The sequence below is a fragment of the Arthrobacter pascens genome (genome assembly GCF_017052465.1).
Classification (GTDB): Bacteria; Actinomycetota; Actinomycetes; order Actinomycetales; family Micrococcaceae; genus Arthrobacter; species Arthrobacter pascens.
Genome location: NZ_JAFHKT010000143.1, coordinates 77,609 through 94,506, shown reverse-complemented (window position 1 = coordinate 94,506; position 16,898 = coordinate 77,609). Strand labels below are relative to the sequence as shown.

Below are 16,898 nucleotides of genomic sequence, written 5' to 3'. Positions count from 1 at the left end.
CCGTTCAGGAGATCAAGCGATGTTCCGGCTGGCCAGTCTTTCCCTCGGCAACCGCGCACTGATCGCGCTCATTACCGTCTTTGCCTCGGTATTCGGCGTGATCACCATGTCCTCGCTGAAGCAGGAGCTCATTCCCTCGGTCGAGTTCCCGCGGATCACGGTGATCACGTCGATGCCCGGGGCATCACCGGAAGTCTTGGACAAGCAGGTCAGCCGGCCGCTGGAAACTGCGCTGAATGGCGTCGAGGGGCTGGAATCGACGTCGTCGACGTCGCGCAACGGCGTCTCCCAGATCAGCATGGTGTTCACCTACGGGTCCGACCTTGACCGTGCACGCAACCAGATCGACCGCGCCATCTCCAATGCCAAGCGGACGCTCCCGGAGGATGTGCAGCCGCAGGCCATCGCGGGCAGCATCAGCGACTTCCCCATCGTGTACCTGGCTGTCTCCTCGGACAGGCCGCTCAGCGAGCTGAATACCGACCTCCAGCGGCTGACGGTCCCGCGGCTTCAAAAGATCGACGGCGTCCGCGGCGCCGACGTGACCGGCGGCGCCAGCCGGCACATCCGCATCCTGCCAAGCCCGGCCAAGATGGCCGCCAGCGGAGCGACCATCCAGTCCATCCGTAGCGCCCTGGCCAACAACGGGGACCTCGTCCCGGCCGGAACCATTGAGGAAAAGGGACAAAGCCTGTCCCTGCAGATCGGCAGCCCGGTGGACTCCGTCGCCGCCGTGAAGGCGCTGCCGCTCGGCGGCACGAAAGGCAACGCCACCATCGGTTCAGTGGCTGATGTCAGCATCCGCGATGACGCACGGACCTCCATCACCCGGACCAACGGCAAGGAAACCCTCGCCGTCTCCGTTACCAAAAAGCCCGAGGGCGATACCGTGGCGATCTCCCACGCGGTCAAGGACGCCCTGCCCCAGCTGGAGGCGGAGCTCGGCTCGAACGCCAAATTCACGCCGGTCTTCGATCAGGCACCCTTCATCGAGAAGTCCATCAAGGACCTCACCACGGAGGGCCTGCTCGGGCTGGGCTTCGCCGTGGCCGTCATCCTCGTCTTCCTCATGTCCGTCCGCTCCACGCTGGTCACGGCCGTGTCCATTCCGTTGTCCCTGCTGATCACCTTCATCGGGCTCGCGGCCACCGGCTACTCGCTGAACATCCTCACCCTGGGCGCACTCACCATCGCCATCGGCCGGGTGGTGGACGACTCCATCGTGGTGATCGAAAACATCAAGCGGCACCTCAGCTATGGCGAGCCCAAGCTCACCGCCATCCTCACATCCATCCGCGAGGTGGCCGGCGCGATCACCGCATCGACGCTGACCACGGTGGCCGTGTTCCTGCCCATCGCCTTCGTGGGCGGCCTTGCGGGCGAACTGTTCCGTCCGTTCGCCCTGACCGTCACCATCGCGCTGCTGTCATCGCTGCTCGTGTCGCTGACGATCGTTCCCGTCCTCGCCTACTGGTTCCTGAAGTCCCCGGCCCAATCACGCGGCCTGGGGACGGCCCCGCAGTCCGCCCGCGAGATAGAAGCCAAGGCCCATGAGGCGGAGCAGCGCAGCCTCCTGCAGCGCGGGTACCTGCCCGTCCTGACCAAGACCCAGAAGCACCCCGTGCTGACGCTGATCGCGGCCGTGCTGGTGCTGGGCGGAACCGCCGCCATGACCCCCCTGCTGGCCACGGACCTCTTGGGACGCTCCGGCGAGAACAGCATGACGGTGAAGCAGGAGCTTCCCGCCGGCACCAGCCTCCAGGACACCAGCGCGGCGGCGCAGAAACTCGAAAGCGTGCTGCTCGGCATCGACGGGATCAAAGACGTCCAGGTGACCTCCGGCAACGCCCAGGCCGGATTCACCGCGCTCACCTCCTCCGGCGCCTCCAACTCCACCTTCACCGTGGTCACCGACGAGAAGGCCAAGCAGGCTGAACTCCAGGAGACCGTCCGCACGGAGCTGGCAAAGGTCAGCGGGGCGGGCAAGGTCTCTGTGGGAGCCCAGCAGGGCGGCTTCGGCACGTCGTCCACCGTGGACATCACCCTCAAAGCCGCCACATCTGCTGACCTGACGAAGGCCAGCGACGCCATGGTCAGCGCCATGACCGGTGTCCCCGGGAGTACCGAGGTGACCACCAACCTGGCGGCCAGCCAGCCCGTGGTCCAGGTGAAGGTCGACCGGGCCAAGGCAGTGGCTGCGGGGCTGAACGAGGAACAGGTGGCCGGCGTCCTGGCGTCCACCATCAGTCCCGTCCCGGCGGGCACCGTGCGCATCGAGGCGGACGATTTCCCTGTCCGCATCGGCGAGGGCACCCGCTTCACGAGCATCGCGGCCGTCCGCGCCATCCCGCTGCCCGGCGCCGCCGGGCCGGTGCCGCTGGGCAGCGTCGCTGCGGTCGAGCAGGTGGACGTGCCGGTCTCCATCACCTCCAGCAACGGCCAGCGGACAGCGCAGGTCTCCGTCACGCCGTCGGGCGCCAATCTGGGTGCGGTGAGCACCGAGGTCCAGAACCGGCTGAAGACCGTGGTGCTTCCCGCGGGGGTGACCGCGGAAATCGGCGGCGCCACCACGCAGCAGGCCGAGTCCTTCCGGCAGCTCGGTCTCGCGCTCCTCGCCGCCATCGCCATCGTGTATGTGATCATGGTGGCAGCGTTCAAGTCCCTCATCCAGCCGCTGATCCTCCTGGTCTCCGTTCCGTTTGCGGCCACCGGCGCCGTGGCCCTGCTGCTTCTCTCCCGGGTTCCGCTGGGGCTGCCGGCCCTCATCGGCATGCTGATGCTGGTGGGCATTGTGGTGACCAACGCCATCGTGCTGATCGACCTGATCAACCAGTACCGGAAACCGCGGGCGGGCAGGCCGGCCATGAACGTCGCAGACGCCATCACGCACGGGGCCCGGCAGCGCCTCCGCCCGATCCTCATGACGGCGCTGGCCACCGTGTTTGCGCTGACCCCCATGGCGCTCGGATTCACCGGCGGCGGCGGGTTCATCTCGCAGCCGCTGGCCATCGTGGTCATCGGCGGCCTGGTGTCCTCCACGGCCCTGACGCTCGTGCTGGTTCCGGTGCTGTACCGGCTCGTGGAAGGGCGCCGCGAGAAAAAGGCGCTGCTGCGCGAGCTGAAGGAGCGCCCGGGGTTCTCCCCCGCGGACGACGACGTCGATGCCGAATTCGCCGACTGGACCACGGGCATGACCCCCAAGGTCAGCGGCCGCCGCGCCGCCCCGGGCGCCTCCGAGTAGGTCAGCAAGCCGGGATGGGTGAGGAAGAAAGAGAGCTGACCGGAGGCAACGCGTCAGGCAGTGTCGTGCGCGTCGGTGACACGGTGCGGAAACCCTGGATCGATAACACCTCGGTTGTCCAGGGCTATCTTGGCGTGCTCCGTGCGCACGGAGTGGATGCTCCTTCGCCGCTGGGTCGCGACGGGCACGGGCGGCATGTGGTCGAGTACGTGGAAGGCACGCCGGCGCTGGATCGGATGCCGCTGGGACACGAGGATTTGCTGCGGGTCGGCAGGATGATCCGCAGCATCCACGATGTCAGCGAAACCGTGCCAATTCCGGACCCTGGCGGCTGGACCATGCTGCTGCCGGCGGAGAATCCGAACCTGATGTGCCACAACGATCTCGCGCCCTGGAACCTCATCATGGGAGACCGCTGGGTCTTCATCGATTGGGATGGTGCCGGGCCGAGCACCCGGCTGTGGGATCTTGCCTACGCCGCGCAGTCGTTCGGCATGCTCATCGACGGGCAGCCGGTCGAATCCGCTGCCATGAGACTTCGCGCTTTCGTCGACGGGTACGGGGCGGACGACGCGCTGTGCGGGGCGTTGCCGGCCGCCATGTCCGAACGGACCGCGGCGATGTTCGAACTCCTGCGCTACTCCAGCGAGAGCGGATTCCAGCCATGGGCCGAGATGTATGCGAATGGGCACGGAGAGCACTGGCGTGCCGCAGCCGCGTACGTCGCCCGGAACCAGGCGGCCTGGGAGCGGGCCCTCAAGCGACCGGAATAATCGTCAGGCTGCCCCCTGGCTGCGTTCGAACGGCAGAGGAATGCCCTGTTCGAACGGCATGACCCCTTGGTCGGGGGGTAATTGTGAACCACTGGTTGTCGTGCTCCGTGGCGAAAATGATGACTCTTTGATTCGTGTCCAAGGGATCCCCGTTGGGGTAGGACTCCCCGCCGGTGCAGGTCTGGGGCATCGATGAGATGGGGAGGGTGTCCTGTCCTGCCGCCCCTTTGAAAATGGTCTCGATCTCCACAAGGTGGGTCTGCGCCGTGTAGCCGTAGATGCTGGTTTGGCCGTCTCTTCGAATGGGCTTACCGACCGCGACCAAGGCGGCTTGCTCGAACTGATCCTGGGGGTCTTGGAACCAGACCCAGTCAACACACGTTTCAGCGGTGGTTGGACCCAGGAAGCTGCAGCCAGTTCCCACGACGGAGACTGCAACTCCCGCAATTGCCAGCGTGGTCAGTTTCCCCATACCTCGAAGCTACGCGCGGCCGGGAGGAGGTTCTACACAAGACCCCGGGTTGCAACTCAACCGTGACTGAGCCTCTTTCGCGGTGCACGGCCACCCCCATAAACCGCCCAGCGTGATTCCTAAAACGATCAACTGGCTGTCACTTTTCAGAAGCTGACTGCGCAAACCTTGCAGTGGTTTTGGGGGTTGTGCAGATGGATTGTGAGCACTGGCCGGCCGCGGCAAAGGCGGGTCTGCGAGTCCTGAACCGCGGCGGCGACCGCCAACTCAACAAAGCCATCTGCACAATCGCCCTCAGAATGAACCGCGATCAGGCCACCAGAGACTATGTCGTTCACCAAGTGGCCACCGTTGCCGGAGGGTTGAGATCGATCTGGCGGCTGACCATCTGCTGTCAGCGAAACCGTCTGGCCGCGTGGTGATCCCGGTGCTTGTGTGTCGGTATGGAGATTCTGGTTCTGGGCGGAACGGCATGGGTGGGTCGGGAGCTGTCGCGGCAGGCGATCAAGCGCGGCCATCGGGTGACCTGCCTCGCGCGTGGCGGGAGCGGAGAAGTGGCGGACGGAGCGACACTGGTAGCCGCCGACCGGCGCGATCCGTCGGCGTACGAGCCCCTGCTCCACCGCCTGTGGGACGCGGTCGTCGAGGTGTCATGGCAGCCGGGCTTCGTTGGTGGGGCACTCGACGTGCTGGGCAGCAAGGCCGGGCACTGGGTATATATTTCGTCCGGCAACGCCTACGCCTCCCACGCCACGCCGGGGGCGGACGAGTCCACGGCCCTGCTCGCCCCGACTGACCGCAGCGAGGTCGATCCCGAGTTGTACGGCGAGGCGAAGGTCGCTTGCGAGCAGGCGTCGACGGCCGCTGTGGGCGACCGCCTCCTCATCGCACGAGCCGGGCTCATCGGCGGCCCGGGTGACCACAGCGGGCGCTCCGGCTACTGGGTCGCCCGCGCCGCACGCGATCCGCAAGGGCCCCTGCTGGTCCCCGACACACCGGCCATGCCGACCCAGATAGTCGATGTGAGGGACCTCACCGCCTGGCTGCTCGACGCCGCGGAGACGGGAACCACCGGCACCTACAACGCGGTCGGTCCGGTCGTTCCGTTCGGAGAGTGGATCGAGCTGTGCCGCGCCGTTGGCGGGCACACCGGTCCGGTGGTCAACGCCGAATCGGCGTGGCTGCTCGCCAACGGCGTGGCCCAGTACAAGGGACCCGAATCGCTGGCGATGTGGTTGGTCGAGCCGGGTTGGGAAGGGTGGTCGGCCCGGGACGGGTCCTCGGCGCGCGCCGCGGGGCTGCGTCACCGGCCCCGGGCGGAGATGCTGGCCGATACGCTGCGCTGGGAACGCGAGCAGGGGCTGGACCGGGAAAGGCGCGCAGGCCTCAGCGCGCAGCGCGAGCGCGAGTTGCTCGACGCCCTCGGCTGACCGCGCTGGACCGGTCTCGCACACCTGTAGCGTTGATGCCGCTGGTGAAGGGACCTATCCCGAGATCCGCCAACTCCGGCCCACGACTTTGGTCTCAACTCTGGGCTCGCAGGTTGTTGTGCAGCCGACTTCTGAAACTGACACTGGCGAGCAGTGATAGCCTCGGGGACTGGTAAATAGACGCACAAATATTGGGGGCTTCGCGTGGTTTCATTTGGAATACTGGGGATTCTTTACGCCGTGGTGACGGCGGCAATCGCGCTCATGGCGATCTACGCCTTGGTGCTCGTCATCATTTTTCTCCGCCTACGCATAAAGGAACTCAAGGCAGCGCAAATTGCGGGCGAGGCACGCCAGCCCAGATGACGTCCTTGAGTTTTACCCCGTAGACGGTTCGCCCAGGCTGGCCCCAGGAGTTGACTGTTCAATTCACCTATCAAGCCTGGCGCGCCAAGAGCCCTGCGAAAGCTGCCAATCAGCGGCGCATCTACCGCTAACAGGACGGTGCCAGATAGACGGGTCATGTCTGTCTTGTTCTTTGCCGCTCGCGGGCGGAACATTGGAGTCGCGGTTGGAAATCTTGTGCTTGGAGGCCGGAGATGACTGTGGACTTCGAAGGGGCATTGACGGATTTGCGGCAGGCCCTGGATCAAATACTGCGCGGCAATGCTGACGGCTACAAGAAGCTCTACTCCCGGCGGGACGAGATTACCTTGAGCAACCCCTTCGGAAGCATCGTCCGTGGGTGGGACGACGTCGAGGAGACGTTGGACCGTGCCGCGTCGTACTACCGCGACGGCGAGGCGACGAATATCGACACGGTCAGCCAGCTCGTTGGTACGGACGTGGCCTATTGCGTTCTTGTCGAGCGGGGCAGGGCCAAGGTCGGCGGCAGCTCCGAAATCAGCGATTTTGCCATCCGGGTCACCAACGTCTTCGCGCGCGAGGACGATGGCTGGAAGTTGGTGCATCGTCACGCCGATACGCGGGTGGAGCTGCTACCTGCGGAGGCTATCCTGCATGCGTGATTTCATAACTGCCAGGGCGTCTCAGAGGATCTGAATCAGATTTGCATCACCCTGTCGTCATTCGATATCCGGCGGCTCCTCCTTCGCCCGGTAGAGGTTGGCGCCCGCATGGACCCGGCCGCCTCCCCGCCAGGGCAGCGCCCCTTCACTGCCCAGCTGCATCCTAGACCTTCCCCCATGCCCTGCTAACTCAGCGGACGAGCGATGCCGCCGCGGGCTGCCGCCGCATGCCGCTGCGTGATCCAAAGCGCGGGAATAACCTGCCGTGCCGGACGTTACATGAACTGATAGATGCAAATGCATGTAAATCGAGTACAGTAGAAGCAAGCCCGGAACAGTTCGGATAACGGAAGGCACATCATGCAGATCGGCGTATTCAGCGTCAGCGACATCACCACGGACCCCACGACGGGCCGGACGCCCACGGAGAACGAACGCATCAAGGCGTCGGTGGCAATCGCCAAGAAGGTCGAAGAAATCGGGATGGATGTCTACGCCCTCGGCGAGCACCACAACCGGCCGTTCTTTTCCTCCTCCCCCACCACCACGCTTGCCTACATCGCCGCCCAGACCGAGCGCATCACGCTCTCCACGGCCACCACACTGATCACCACGAACGATCCCGTGAAGATCGCCGAGGACTTTGCCATGCTGCAGCACCTCGCCGACGGCCGGGTGGATTTGGTCCTCGGCCGGGGCAACACGGCGCCGGTCTACCCGTGGTTCGGCAAGAACATCCAGGACGGGGTGGAACTGGCGATCGAAAACTACAGCCTGCTGCGGCGGCTCTGGGACGAGGACACCGTGAACTGGTCCGGTAAGTTCCGCACCCCGCTGCAGAACTTCACGTCAACGCCCCGCCCGCTCGACGGCGTCGCCCCCTTTGTGTGGCACGGTTCGATCCGCACGCCGCAGATCGCCGAGGTGGCCGCCTACTTTGGCGACGGCTTCTTCGCCAACAACATCTTCTGGCCCAAGGAGCACTACCAGCAGCTCATCGGCCTCTACCGCGAGCGCTATGAGCACTACGGCCACGGCAAGGCGGACCAGGCGATTGTTGGCCTCGGAGGGCAGTTCTTCATGCGGAAGAACTCCCAGGACGCGGTCAAGGAGTTCCGGCCGTACTTCGACAATGCCCCCGTCTACGGCCACGGCCCGTCCTTGGAGGATTTCACGTCGCAGACTCCGCTGACCGTGGGCAGCCCGCAGGAGGTCATCGAGAAGACCCTCACGTTCCGTGAGTTCTTCGGCGACTACCAGCGCCAGCTGTTCCTGATCGACCATGCCGGCCTGCCGCTCAAGACCGTTCTTGAGCAGCTTGACCTGTTCGGCGAAGAGGTGCTGCCGGTGCTGCGCAAGGAATATGCGGCCTTGAAGCCGGCCCATGTCCCGGATCCGCCCACCCATGCCGGCCGCGTGGCCGCGAAGCTGGCCGCCGAGGATGCGGGGACGGAAGCCGTTGCCGCCTCCTCGGGCCCGACAGCGGCGCGGGAGGCGTGATGCCCGCCCGGACGACGCCGGCGGCGTCACCGGTCCGGCTGGCCGCCGAGACCTGGGAATCCCTCTTCCGCGCCCAGGTGGCCGTGATGCGCCGGCTGCAGTCCGGGCCGGCATTCAAGAACCTGGCGGTGAATGAGTACGACGTCCTGTTCACGCTGTCCCGGTGCCCCTCCGGCTGGCTGCGCCTGAACGAGCTCAACGACAACGTGCTGCTGAGCCAGTCCAGCCTCAGCCGGCTGGTCGAGCGGCTGGAAAAGCGGGGACTGGTGGCGCGGATGCCGGCCCCGGACGACGGCCGGGGCGTCCTGGTGAAACTCACGGACGACGGGGCGGAACTGCAAAAACAGATCGGCCGCGAACACGTCCGGGACATCGCGGAACTGGTCGCTCCGGCGCTGACGGCTGCCGAACAGCGCGAGCTGCTCAGGCTGACGGAAAAGCTGCGCACCTCGCTGCCGCGCTAGGTGTACAGCCAAGCCTGCAGGATCGGCAGGACGTCTGGGGGTGCCGGCGGCACCGTGGTCCGGAGCTAGGTTTTGTTGCCTGTCACGGCCAGGGTGCCGCCCAGCCCGATCATCATGACTCCGCCGGTGGTGCTGACCGCGGCGATCCGCCGCGGCGAGCGCGCAAACCACTGCCGGGCCGTGCCCGCGGCCAGCGCCCATGCACTGTCCGAGACGAGGGCGATCAGCAGGAACGTGGCACCCAGCACGGCAAGCTGGAGCGGAATGGCGCCCGCGGCATGGTCCACGAACTGGGGAAGGACGGCCACAAAGAACACGACCGATTTGGGGTTGGTGGCCCCCACAAAGAATCCTTCGCGAAGGATTCGCCAGGTGGAGGCGGAGCGTGACGGGTCCCTCCCGGCCGACGGCCCGTGACGCTGCCGGACCGCCTGGATGCCAAGGTAAATGAGGTACGCGGCTCCGGCAATCTTGACGGCGGTAAAAAGCGGCAGCGACTGCGCCAGTACCACTCCGAGGCCGAGTGCCACGGCCGCGACCTGCACCAGCTCACCGGCGGCGTTACCCAGGACGCTGAGCAGGCCGCCTCGCCTTCCCAGGGCCAGCGACCGTCCTATGACGAAAAGGACGCTGGGGCCCGGGACGGCGATCAGCAGCGCGGAGACCAAGGCAAAGGCCAGCAGATTTGTCGCAGGGACCATGCCTGATCGTAGCGCCGGCGGGGCCCCGCAACCAGTCACTGCATCATGACCTGGCTGGAGCCGTTGCCACACTCCCGCTAGCGGATGACGGCGAGTTTGTCCGGGTCTTCGGCAGGCAGCTCGCCGTTGACCAGCGCGGTGACCCTCATTTCCCGCAGTGACAGGCTCCCGCCCACGGTGGACAGGAAGGCCGTATCCGAGGAGTCGCGGCCGGCTGTGATCCTCAGCATCGCCTCCCTGGGGGCAAGCCCTGTGGGATCGATGACATGCCACGCGCCGTTGATGTGGGCCTCGGCCACGGCATGGAAGTCCATCGGCGACAGGCCCGGGGCGTACACGGCGGCGAGGCGCGCCGGCACGTTCTTGGCCCGCAGCAGGGAGATCGCCAGGTGCGCATAGTCCCTGCAGACGCCGCGGCGGTTCAGCAGCGTTTCCACCGCGCCGTCCGTTCCGCGGGACGACCCGCTGACGTAGCGGAGCTCGTTGTAGACCCAGTTGCGCACGGCGCGGAGGAGTTCCTGCCCCTGCAGACCGCCGAATTCCGCGTAGGACGTGGGAAGCAGCCGGTCCGATTCGGCGTAGCGGCTCGGCCGGACGTACCGGATGAGCTCCATGAGGGATGCTTCTTCCGGCTCGGCGAACCCCTTGACGGTGGCCGAGTAGTCCACAGTGACTTCGGTGGGATCGGCGAACTCCATGTAGTGGAACCTGCCGCCGTGGTGGTCGGAGAGTTCGGTCAGCGGAACCTGCTCGCCTCCGGCCGACACACCTGTCGTCACAGAAAGAGTTTCCTCGAGGGAGGCATAGCCCGGATTCCTGGCCACGGAAATGGCCAATGCCACCTTGGTATCGGCCACGGTCTGAAAGACCAGGCGTGCGGCCACAGTGCGTTCCATTATTCTCCGGGGTGTGAGGAAAGCGGAAGCCAGCCGCAGCTGCGGTCCGTTGGGTATGCCGGCGGCAGCGGGACTAGTTCTTGATCTCCAGAGACATTAGCATCCGCTGGACGTTCGCAAACTCAGAGCCTTTGTTGACGTAGTCGGCAGCCTGGTCCAGGGTGTCGAAGGCCTTTGCCGGCGCCACCTTCTCATCCGGCGCGAAGGACTTCAGGGACCGCACGTCGCTGAAGGAGTAGTTGCCCTGGCCTTCCAGCCCGCGGACCACGTTCTGCAGCTGGCAGGCCTTGGAGTCGGCTCCGCCCACCACATTCGTAATCCCGTAGGAGCCGAAGAACCGGTACCCCTGGATCACCCGGAACACCACATGCGGGGAAATCGTGCCCTCGCCTCCGCTGTGTGGCAGTTCCACCGGCACACTGCTGACCACCACGTAGGACTTCTTGGAGGCCGCGGCGCACGCGGCGGGGGCGGCTTCCGGCAGCCCGGTCTGGAGCGTGGCAAGGTAGGTGCCTTCGGCGTCCTTGACCTCGACTTTCACTGCGCCGGGCAGCGTGCCCTTGTCCGGCTCCACAGACTGGGCTATCCACTCCTGCGGCAGATCGAAGCTGACTTTCTTGGCGGGGTCGGTGAAGACCTTCCAGGCCGACGCCGTCGTGCCGGGTTGGGCGGACGGGGCGCTTGAGGCGGTGGCGGACGGGGTGGCTGTTCCCGCCGTCGTTGCGCCGGGGGATGCGCTGCCGCCGCTCGGTTCCACCGTCCAGGCCGGGGAACCCTTGCCCTCGTTGCCACAGCCGGCCAGGAGGGTCGCAGCGAGCAGCGCGACGGCGGCCGCACCGGTCCTGCGGGAAACTGTCATCCCTGTCATGCCTCCAGCCTAGTGCGGGGCACACCCGGGCCCGGGGTCTTCCGCCTCCGTGTTTCGCGGGGCGGACCGCGCGTGCCGGGATCGGAAAGGGGGCTAGGCTGTGGACATGGCCGAACACGAGCTTGATGCAGCTGAGAAGACCCGGGCGGGCATGTCCGCCGTCGACATCGCTGACTGGCGGCTGCGCACGTTTGCCCTGTACGACACCGTCCGCAGAATCGCCGCCGACAGCCCCGCAGAGGCACATTCGTACTGGCGGCAGGAGCGGGACCGCATGTTCGGCACGCACCCTGCCTCGGCGCTCACGGCGGAGGCAAAGGCGGCCTTCGGCGGCCTCAAGACTGCGGACTACGATCCCATCTACCGCTTCGAGGTGCCGCTGACCAAGGAAGGCGCCGGCCGCGAGATCAGCGTGGAAACCGGCACGGACGGCATCGTCAGGTTCGTCCGGCTGGGAACGTTCGACCTGCCGGAGATGGGCCAGCTGGCTGTCTGGCGGCTCATTGGCTACGGCGGAGGAATCTTCGTTCCGTTCCGCGACGCCACCGCCGGCCAGCCCGGCGGCAGCTACGGCGCCGGCAGGTACCTGCTGGACACGATCAAGGGCGCCTTTCACGGCGTCCGCGGCTCCGGCCCGGACGCGCCGTTTATCTTGGATTTCAACTTTGCCTACAACCCGTCGTGCGCGTACAACGAGGCCTGGGCCTGCCCGCTGGCCGGTCCCGAGAACCGCCTCGCCGTCGACATCCCGGTGGGCGAACTGTACTGACGCGGCCGCGATGTCCGGGGCATGGAGTTCCCTGCGCGCACTCGTCAGTGCCTAGGATGGCTGAATGACTCCAGATCCCCCGCGTCGGATAGCCCGTGTCCGCCCACTGTCCCCCGCGACGGACGGACGGACGCCTCCGGGCGGCGAACAGTTCTACGTCACCAACGCCGCCACTGACTTCGCCAGCGACGCCGGACGGCAGTGGACGGTCATCGACAGCCCGTTCCCCGGCTCGTCCGCCAACGCCAACAGTGCGCCGCGGGCCGGATGGGAACGCGGCGCCACGGTGCCGCAGGACGCCTTCAGCTTCCTCGCCCCCAGTGTGCCCGGCAATGTACTGGGCATGGCCCACAACACCGGCCGGGCCGGCCGTGACCTCCCGCCCCAGGCGTTCCACAAAGCGGCAACGAGCGTCGTCGGCCCCGGGGAGGCCATTGAGCTGGCCGCCGGAGTCGGCCTGGTGGAACCCGAAGCGGAACTGGCGGTCGTCGTCGGCCGCAAAGCCAAAGCCCTCACCCTCGACACCGCACGCAGCGCCGTCCTGGGCTTCACCATCGGCAACGATGTCACTGCCCGGGACCTGCAGAAGTCCGACGATCTCTGGCTCAGCGCCAAGAGCCAGGACACCTTCACGCCGGCCGGCCCCTGGATCGTCACGGGGCTCGATCCCGCCGACCTGCCCGTCAGCGTCGTCCACAACGGCACCGAGTTGTCGCCCGCGAGCACCGCCGACCTTGGCTGGAAGGTGGACGAGATCCTGGTCTACCTCAGCTCCTTCATGACACTGCACCCCGGCGACCTGGTCCTCACCGGCTTCCCGGCCACCTCCGCACGCCTCGCCGCGGGAGACACGGTCACCTGCCGGGTCGGCGGCATCGGCGAACTCACCAACCCGGTCAGGGTGGCCGCACCGCTGGATTAGCCCGCCTGTGGCGCGTGGGCTGCTACCGGCCTGGGACGCCGAGGGTCCGGACGCTTCCGACGGCGGCCCGCACCGCCACGGCCGCCGCGTCAAGGTCCGCGTCGGTCACCGAGGAATCAAAGCTGAACCTGACGGCAGTCTGGGCAACTTCGGCCTCTATGCCCAGCGCGAGCAGCACCGGGGACGGCGCGTCGGATCCCGCGGCGCACGCCGAGCCGCTGGAGCAGACCACGCCCTGGCGTTCGAGCTCGAGCAGCACCGACTCGCCGCTGGTGCCCGGAAAGCAGAAGGACGCGACGGACGGCAGCCGGTCCACCGGATGTCCTGTCAGCACCGCCCCGCTGACACCGTCCAGCACGGCGGCGATGAACCCGTCCCGCAGGCGGGTCACCCGTTCAGCCAGCCGTGCCTGATCAGCGTGCGCCAGGGCCAGCGCGGTGGCCAGGCCCACGGCTCCCGCCACGTTCTCCGTGCCGGACCGGCGACCGCGTTCCTGTCCGCCGCCGTGCACCAGCGGCTCCACCCGGGTGCGGCCCCGCACGAACAGCACACCGCAGCCCTTCGGCGCCCCGATTTTGTGCCCCGAAATGCTCAGCGCATCGACGCCCAGGGTCTTCACGTCCACGGGCAGCCAGCCGGCCGCCTGCACGGCATCGGTGTGGAACGGCACCCCGCGTTCCCGGGCCAGCGCCGCCAGCTCTGCTATGGGCTGGACCGTCCCCACCTCGTTGTTGGCGTACATGATGCTGACCAGCGCCGTTTCCGGCCCCAGCACGGCGGACAGTGCTTCGGTGGTCACCCGCCCGGTGCTGTCCACCGGCACCACGTCGACGCTGAAGCCGTGAAACCGCTCGAGGTAGCAGGCCGATTCCTCCACGGCAGGATGCTCGACGGCGCTGATCACCACCCGGTTCAGCGCCGGGTCCGCGGCCTGCCGTGCCAGCGCCATGCCCTTCACGGCGAGGTTGTCGGCTTCGGTTCCGCCCGACGTGAACGTCACTTCGCCCGGGCGGCAGCCCAGCACGTTCGCCACCGTCCTGCGGGCATCGGCGAGCGCCGTGGCGGCTGCTCCGCCCAGCGAGTGGTGGCTGGACGGGTTGCCGAACTCGCCGGTGAGCAAGGGCCACATGGCCTCCAGCACTTCGCGCCGGACGGGGGTGGTGGCGGCTGCGTCGAGGAAGATCATGGCCTGCTCAGCTGACCGTCAGCTCGACGTCCAGGCCGAGGTCCAGGGACGTGACCGTGTGGGTCAGGGCGCCGATGGAGATGACGTCCACGCCCGCCGCCGCGATGCTGGCGACGGTCCCCAGGTTGACGTTGCCGCTGGCTTCGACCACCGCCCGGCCGCCCACCTGCCGCACTCCGGCCTGCAGCTCCTCCAGGGAAAAGTTGTCCAGCATGATGGTGTCCACGCCCGCGGCCAGCACCGGCTCGATCTGGTCTGCGCTGTCCACCTCCACCTCGAAATGCGTGGTGTGCCCGAGCTGCGCCTTGGCCGCAGCCAGAAGCGTGGTGAGTTTTGCCGGGTCGCCCCCGGTCATCACGGCGAGGTGGTTGTCCTTGGCGAGCACGGCGTCGGACAGGCTGTAGCGGTGGTTTGCGCCGCCCCCGCAGCGCACCGCGTACCGCTCCAGGACGCGCAGGCCGGGCGTGGTCTTGCGCGTGTCCGTGATGCGGGCGTTGGTCCCGTCCACGAGCCGGACGAACTCGGCGGTGCGGGTGGCGATGGCGCTCATGCGCTGCGCCAGGTTCAGTCCGACGCGTTCGGCGAGCAGCACGCTGCGGGCCCGTCCGCTGACCCGCGCCAGGGGGGTCCCGGCGTCGAACGCTTCACCGTCCGCCACCAGCAGTTCCACTTCGGTGTCGGCGTCGACGAGCAGCATGGCGTCCCGGAAGACCGTGCCGCCGCTGAAGACCCCGGGAACTCGGGCGTTCAGCACCGCCGTGGCGCGTGCCTCTGCCGGGATCAGCAACTGTGAGGTGATGTCGCCGCTGGGGGCATCCTCGGCGAACGCCCGTTCCAGGATGTCCCGGACGGGTGCTGCAGGGAGGGTCAGGCTAGTCATGGACGAGGCTCGCTTTCCGGGTCATTCTGAATGGTTCGTATGAGGTGTCCGCCATGACCGGTTCCGGCGAGCCGTCGTCGCGGTAGTGCGCCCCAAGCGAGGCGCGGCGCTCGCGGGCGGCACGGACCAGGAGCTGGGCGGCCACCAGCAGGTTGGCATCCTCATGCTCCCGCGGGTCCTCCACGTCCGTCACGCTTTCAGGACGGACGACGGCGGCCCACGCCGAAAGCGCAGCCCCCGCCTCGCGCAGTTGCGCACCAGTGCGGAGCACACCGGCCTGTGCCGTCATCAGCCGCCGCAGGGCAGAGCGGGAGAACGGCCCGGGATTGGCAAGGGAACTGACACGAGCGTCGACTGAGGGGGTCCCGGAAGCGTGCGTGAAAGCGTCGTCGTCCGAGACGACGTCGCGGGACAGTGCTGCGGAAGCGTGCGTCAAGGGGAGGCCGCTCGCGGCCGAGACAGCACGCGGAGCAGCGCTGTCCTGCGGCTCTGGGCTGAGGTGAAGGAACGCTTCAACGGCCCGCCGTCCGAAGACCAGCCCTTCGAGGAGCGAGTTGCTGGCCAGCCGGTTGGCACCCTGGACGCCGGTGCAGGCAACTTCGCCGGCTGCGAAGAGCCCGGGAACGGTGGTGCGGCCGTGCAGGTCGGTGGAGACGCCGCCCATCCAGTAGTGGGCTGCGGGTGCGACGGGAACGAGCTCCCGGGTCCAATCGATGCCGGCCTGAAGGGTGCGGCGGGTGATCGTGGGGAACCGCTTGGCCAGGAAGCCTGCTCCCCTGGCGTCCTCGATGACACGGGCGTCGAGGTAGACGTGGCCGTTGGGGTCGCCAAGCGCGGCAAGATGCAGGGCAATGCTGCGCGAAACGACATCCCGCGGGGCGAGCTCGGCGTCCGCGTGGTAGCCGTGCAGGAACCGGCGGCCCTGGGTGTCAACGAGGATGGCGCCCTCACCCCGGACCGCTTCGGAGATCAGCAGCGGGTCCCGGTTGCCCTCGGACTCCGCCGCCTCAGATGTGCGGACCATGCAGGTGGGATGGAACTGGAAGAACTCGAGGTCCGCCACGGCGGCCCCGGCCCTCCAAGCGAGGGCCAGGCCGTCAGCAGTGGCAACGGAGGGGTTGGTGGTCTGGGCAAAGAGCTGCCCGGCGCCTCCGGTGGCCAGCAGCACCGCGTCCGCCTGCATGCTTTCCAGCTGGCCGTCGTGCAGGTACTCCACGCCCGTCACGCGCCGGCCGGTCTGAAGGAGTGCCGTGGTGCGGGCATGGCCCAGCAGCTGGATTTTTCCCGAGGCCTGGGCGGCGAGCACGGCGCAAATCAGTGCGTTGGCTATGCCCGCCCCGGTGGCGTCGCCTCCGGCGTGCAGGATCCGCGGCGCAGAGTGGGCGGCTTCAAGACCCAAGGCGGGATCGCCGTCGTCGTCCATGTCAAAGCGCACGCCGAAGCGTTCCAGCCCGGCGATGTCCCGGCGCGCCTCGGTGCAGAGCACCCGGACGGCGTCCGGGTTGCAGTGCCCGGCGCCGGCCTTCAGCGTGTCCGCAATGTGAGCCGCCACGGTGTCGCCCGGCGCCGGTTCGTCCAGGACGGCCGAAATGCCGCCCTGGGCGTAATACGTGTTGCTGTCCGCGAGCGCGGCCTTGGTCAGCAGCACGACGTCGGCCCCCGCGTCGGCGGCGAGCAGGGCGGCGTACAGGCCGGCGATGCCGCTGCCGACGACGATGAGCCGCCGGCGGCCTGACGCCGCGGTTCCGCTGGGCATTGTCATCCGTGC

14 protein-coding genes and 1 pseudogene are annotated in these 16,898 nt (G+C 67.5%); 9 read left to right on the top strand and 6 right to left on the bottom strand.

Annotated elements, in window-relative coordinates; translation table 11 throughout:
• Nucleotides 1–19 precede the first annotated feature (19 nt).
• The 7 genes and pseudogenes from JYA52_RS13490 (at nt 20) to JYA52_RS13465 (ending at nt 8,908) form a co-directional block, all read left to right on the top strand.
• Complete coding sequence (locus JYA52_RS13490) at nt 20–3,241, top strand: efflux RND transporter permease subunit (protein WP_205653688.1); 3,222 nt, start codon at nt 20–22, stop codon at nt 3,239–3,241.
• A gap of 14 nt (nt 3,242–3,255) precedes the next feature.
• Nucleotides 3,256–4,014: a phosphotransferase gene (locus JYA52_RS13485; protein ID WP_205653687.1), complete on the top strand. Its 759-nt coding sequence runs from the start codon at nt 3,256–3,258 to the stop codon at nt 4,012–4,014.
• A gap of 915 nt (nt 4,015–4,929) precedes the next feature.
• Nucleotides 4,930–5,121, top strand: a pseudogene (locus JYA52_RS23115) (NAD-dependent epimerase/dehydratase family protein); the annotation flags it as partial.
• Nucleotides 5,122–5,133: 12 nt separating this feature from the next.
• Complete coding sequence (locus JYA52_RS13480) at nt 5,134–5,916, top strand: Rossmann-fold NAD(P)-binding domain-containing protein (RefSeq protein WP_240460306.1); 783 nt, start codon at nt 5,134–5,136, stop codon at nt 5,914–5,916.
• Between the two features lie 599 nt (nt 5,917–6,515).
• Nucleotides 6,516–6,944 (top strand): YybH family protein, encoded by a 429-nt coding sequence (locus tag JYA52_RS13475; RefSeq protein WP_205653685.1) that lies wholly within the window; start codon nt 6,516–6,518, stop codon nt 6,942–6,944.
• Nucleotides 6,945–7,304: 360 nt separating this feature from the next.
• A complete protein-coding gene (locus tag JYA52_RS13470) occupies nt 7,305–8,444 on the top strand; it encodes an LLM class flavin-dependent oxidoreductase (protein WP_205653684.1) in 1,140 nt (379 codons plus the stop codon).
• Complete coding sequence (locus JYA52_RS13465; RefSeq protein ID WP_205653683.1) at nt 8,444–8,908, top strand: MarR family winged helix-turn-helix transcriptional regulator; 465 nt, start codon at nt 8,444–8,446, stop codon at nt 8,906–8,908. The genes JYA52_RS13470 and JYA52_RS13465 overlap by 1 nt, the downstream gene beginning before the upstream one ends.
• A gap of 65 nt (nt 8,909–8,973) precedes the next feature.
• On the opposite strand, the gene JYA52_RS13460 is transcribed toward JYA52_RS13465, so the two are convergent.
• The 3 genes from JYA52_RS13460 to JYA52_RS13450 form a co-directional block, all read right to left on the bottom strand.
• Complete coding sequence (locus JYA52_RS13460; protein ID WP_205653682.1) at nt 8,974–9,609, bottom strand: LysE family translocator; 636 nt, start codon at nt 9,607–9,609, stop codon at nt 8,974–8,976.
• A 77-nt stretch (nt 9,610–9,686) separates the two neighbouring features.
• Nucleotides 9,687–10,505: a transglutaminase-like domain-containing protein gene (locus JYA52_RS13455; protein WP_205653681.1), complete on the bottom strand. Its 819-nt coding sequence runs from the start codon at nt 10,503–10,505 to the stop codon at nt 9,687–9,689.
• A 73-nt stretch (nt 10,506–10,578) separates the two neighbouring features.
• The gene (locus JYA52_RS13450) at nt 10,579–11,373 is read right to left on the bottom strand and encodes a hypothetical protein (protein WP_205653680.1); all 795 of its coding nucleotides are present in this window, start codon (nt 11,371–11,373) and stop codon (nt 10,579–10,581) included.
• 106 nt (nt 11,374–11,479) lie between these two features.
• On the opposite strand from JYA52_RS13450, the gene JYA52_RS13445 reads away from it, so the two are divergent.
• Together JYA52_RS13445 and JYA52_RS13440 are read left to right on the top strand one after the other, a co-directional pair.
• Nucleotides 11,480–12,142 (top strand): DUF1684 domain-containing protein, encoded by a 663-nt coding sequence (locus JYA52_RS13445; protein WP_205653679.1) that lies wholly within the window; start codon nt 11,480–11,482, stop codon nt 12,140–12,142.
• A 64-nt stretch (nt 12,143–12,206) separates the two neighbouring features.
• Nucleotides 12,207–13,064, top strand: a complete 858-nt coding sequence (locus tag JYA52_RS13440; protein ID WP_205653678.1) for a fumarylacetoacetate hydrolase family protein — start codon at nt 12,207–12,209, stop codon at nt 13,062–13,064.
• Between the two features lie 22 nt (nt 13,065–13,086).
• Here JYA52_RS13440 and JYA52_RS13435 read toward each other — a convergent pair whose 3' ends face one another.
• From JYA52_RS13435 to nadB, 3 genes are read right to left on the bottom strand one after another with little or no spacing between them, the layout of a single operon-like run.
• Nucleotides 13,087–14,250, bottom strand: a complete 1,164-nt coding sequence (locus JYA52_RS13435) for a cysteine desulfurase family protein (RefSeq protein WP_205653677.1) — start codon at nt 14,248–14,250, stop codon at nt 13,087–13,089.
• 7 nt (nt 14,251–14,257) lie between these two features.
• The gene (nadC, locus tag JYA52_RS13430; protein WP_205653676.1) at nt 14,258–15,130 is read right to left on the bottom strand and encodes a carboxylating nicotinate-nucleotide diphosphorylase; all 873 of its coding nucleotides are present in this window, start codon (nt 15,128–15,130) and stop codon (nt 14,258–14,260) included.
• Nucleotides 15,123–16,892, bottom strand: a complete 1,770-nt coding sequence (gene nadB / locus JYA52_RS13425) for an L-aspartate oxidase (RefSeq protein ID WP_205653675.1) — start codon at nt 16,890–16,892, stop codon at nt 15,123–15,125. Before nadB ends, nadC begins: the two co-directional genes overlap by 8 nt.
• Nucleotides 16,893–16,898: the final 6 nt, after the last annotated feature.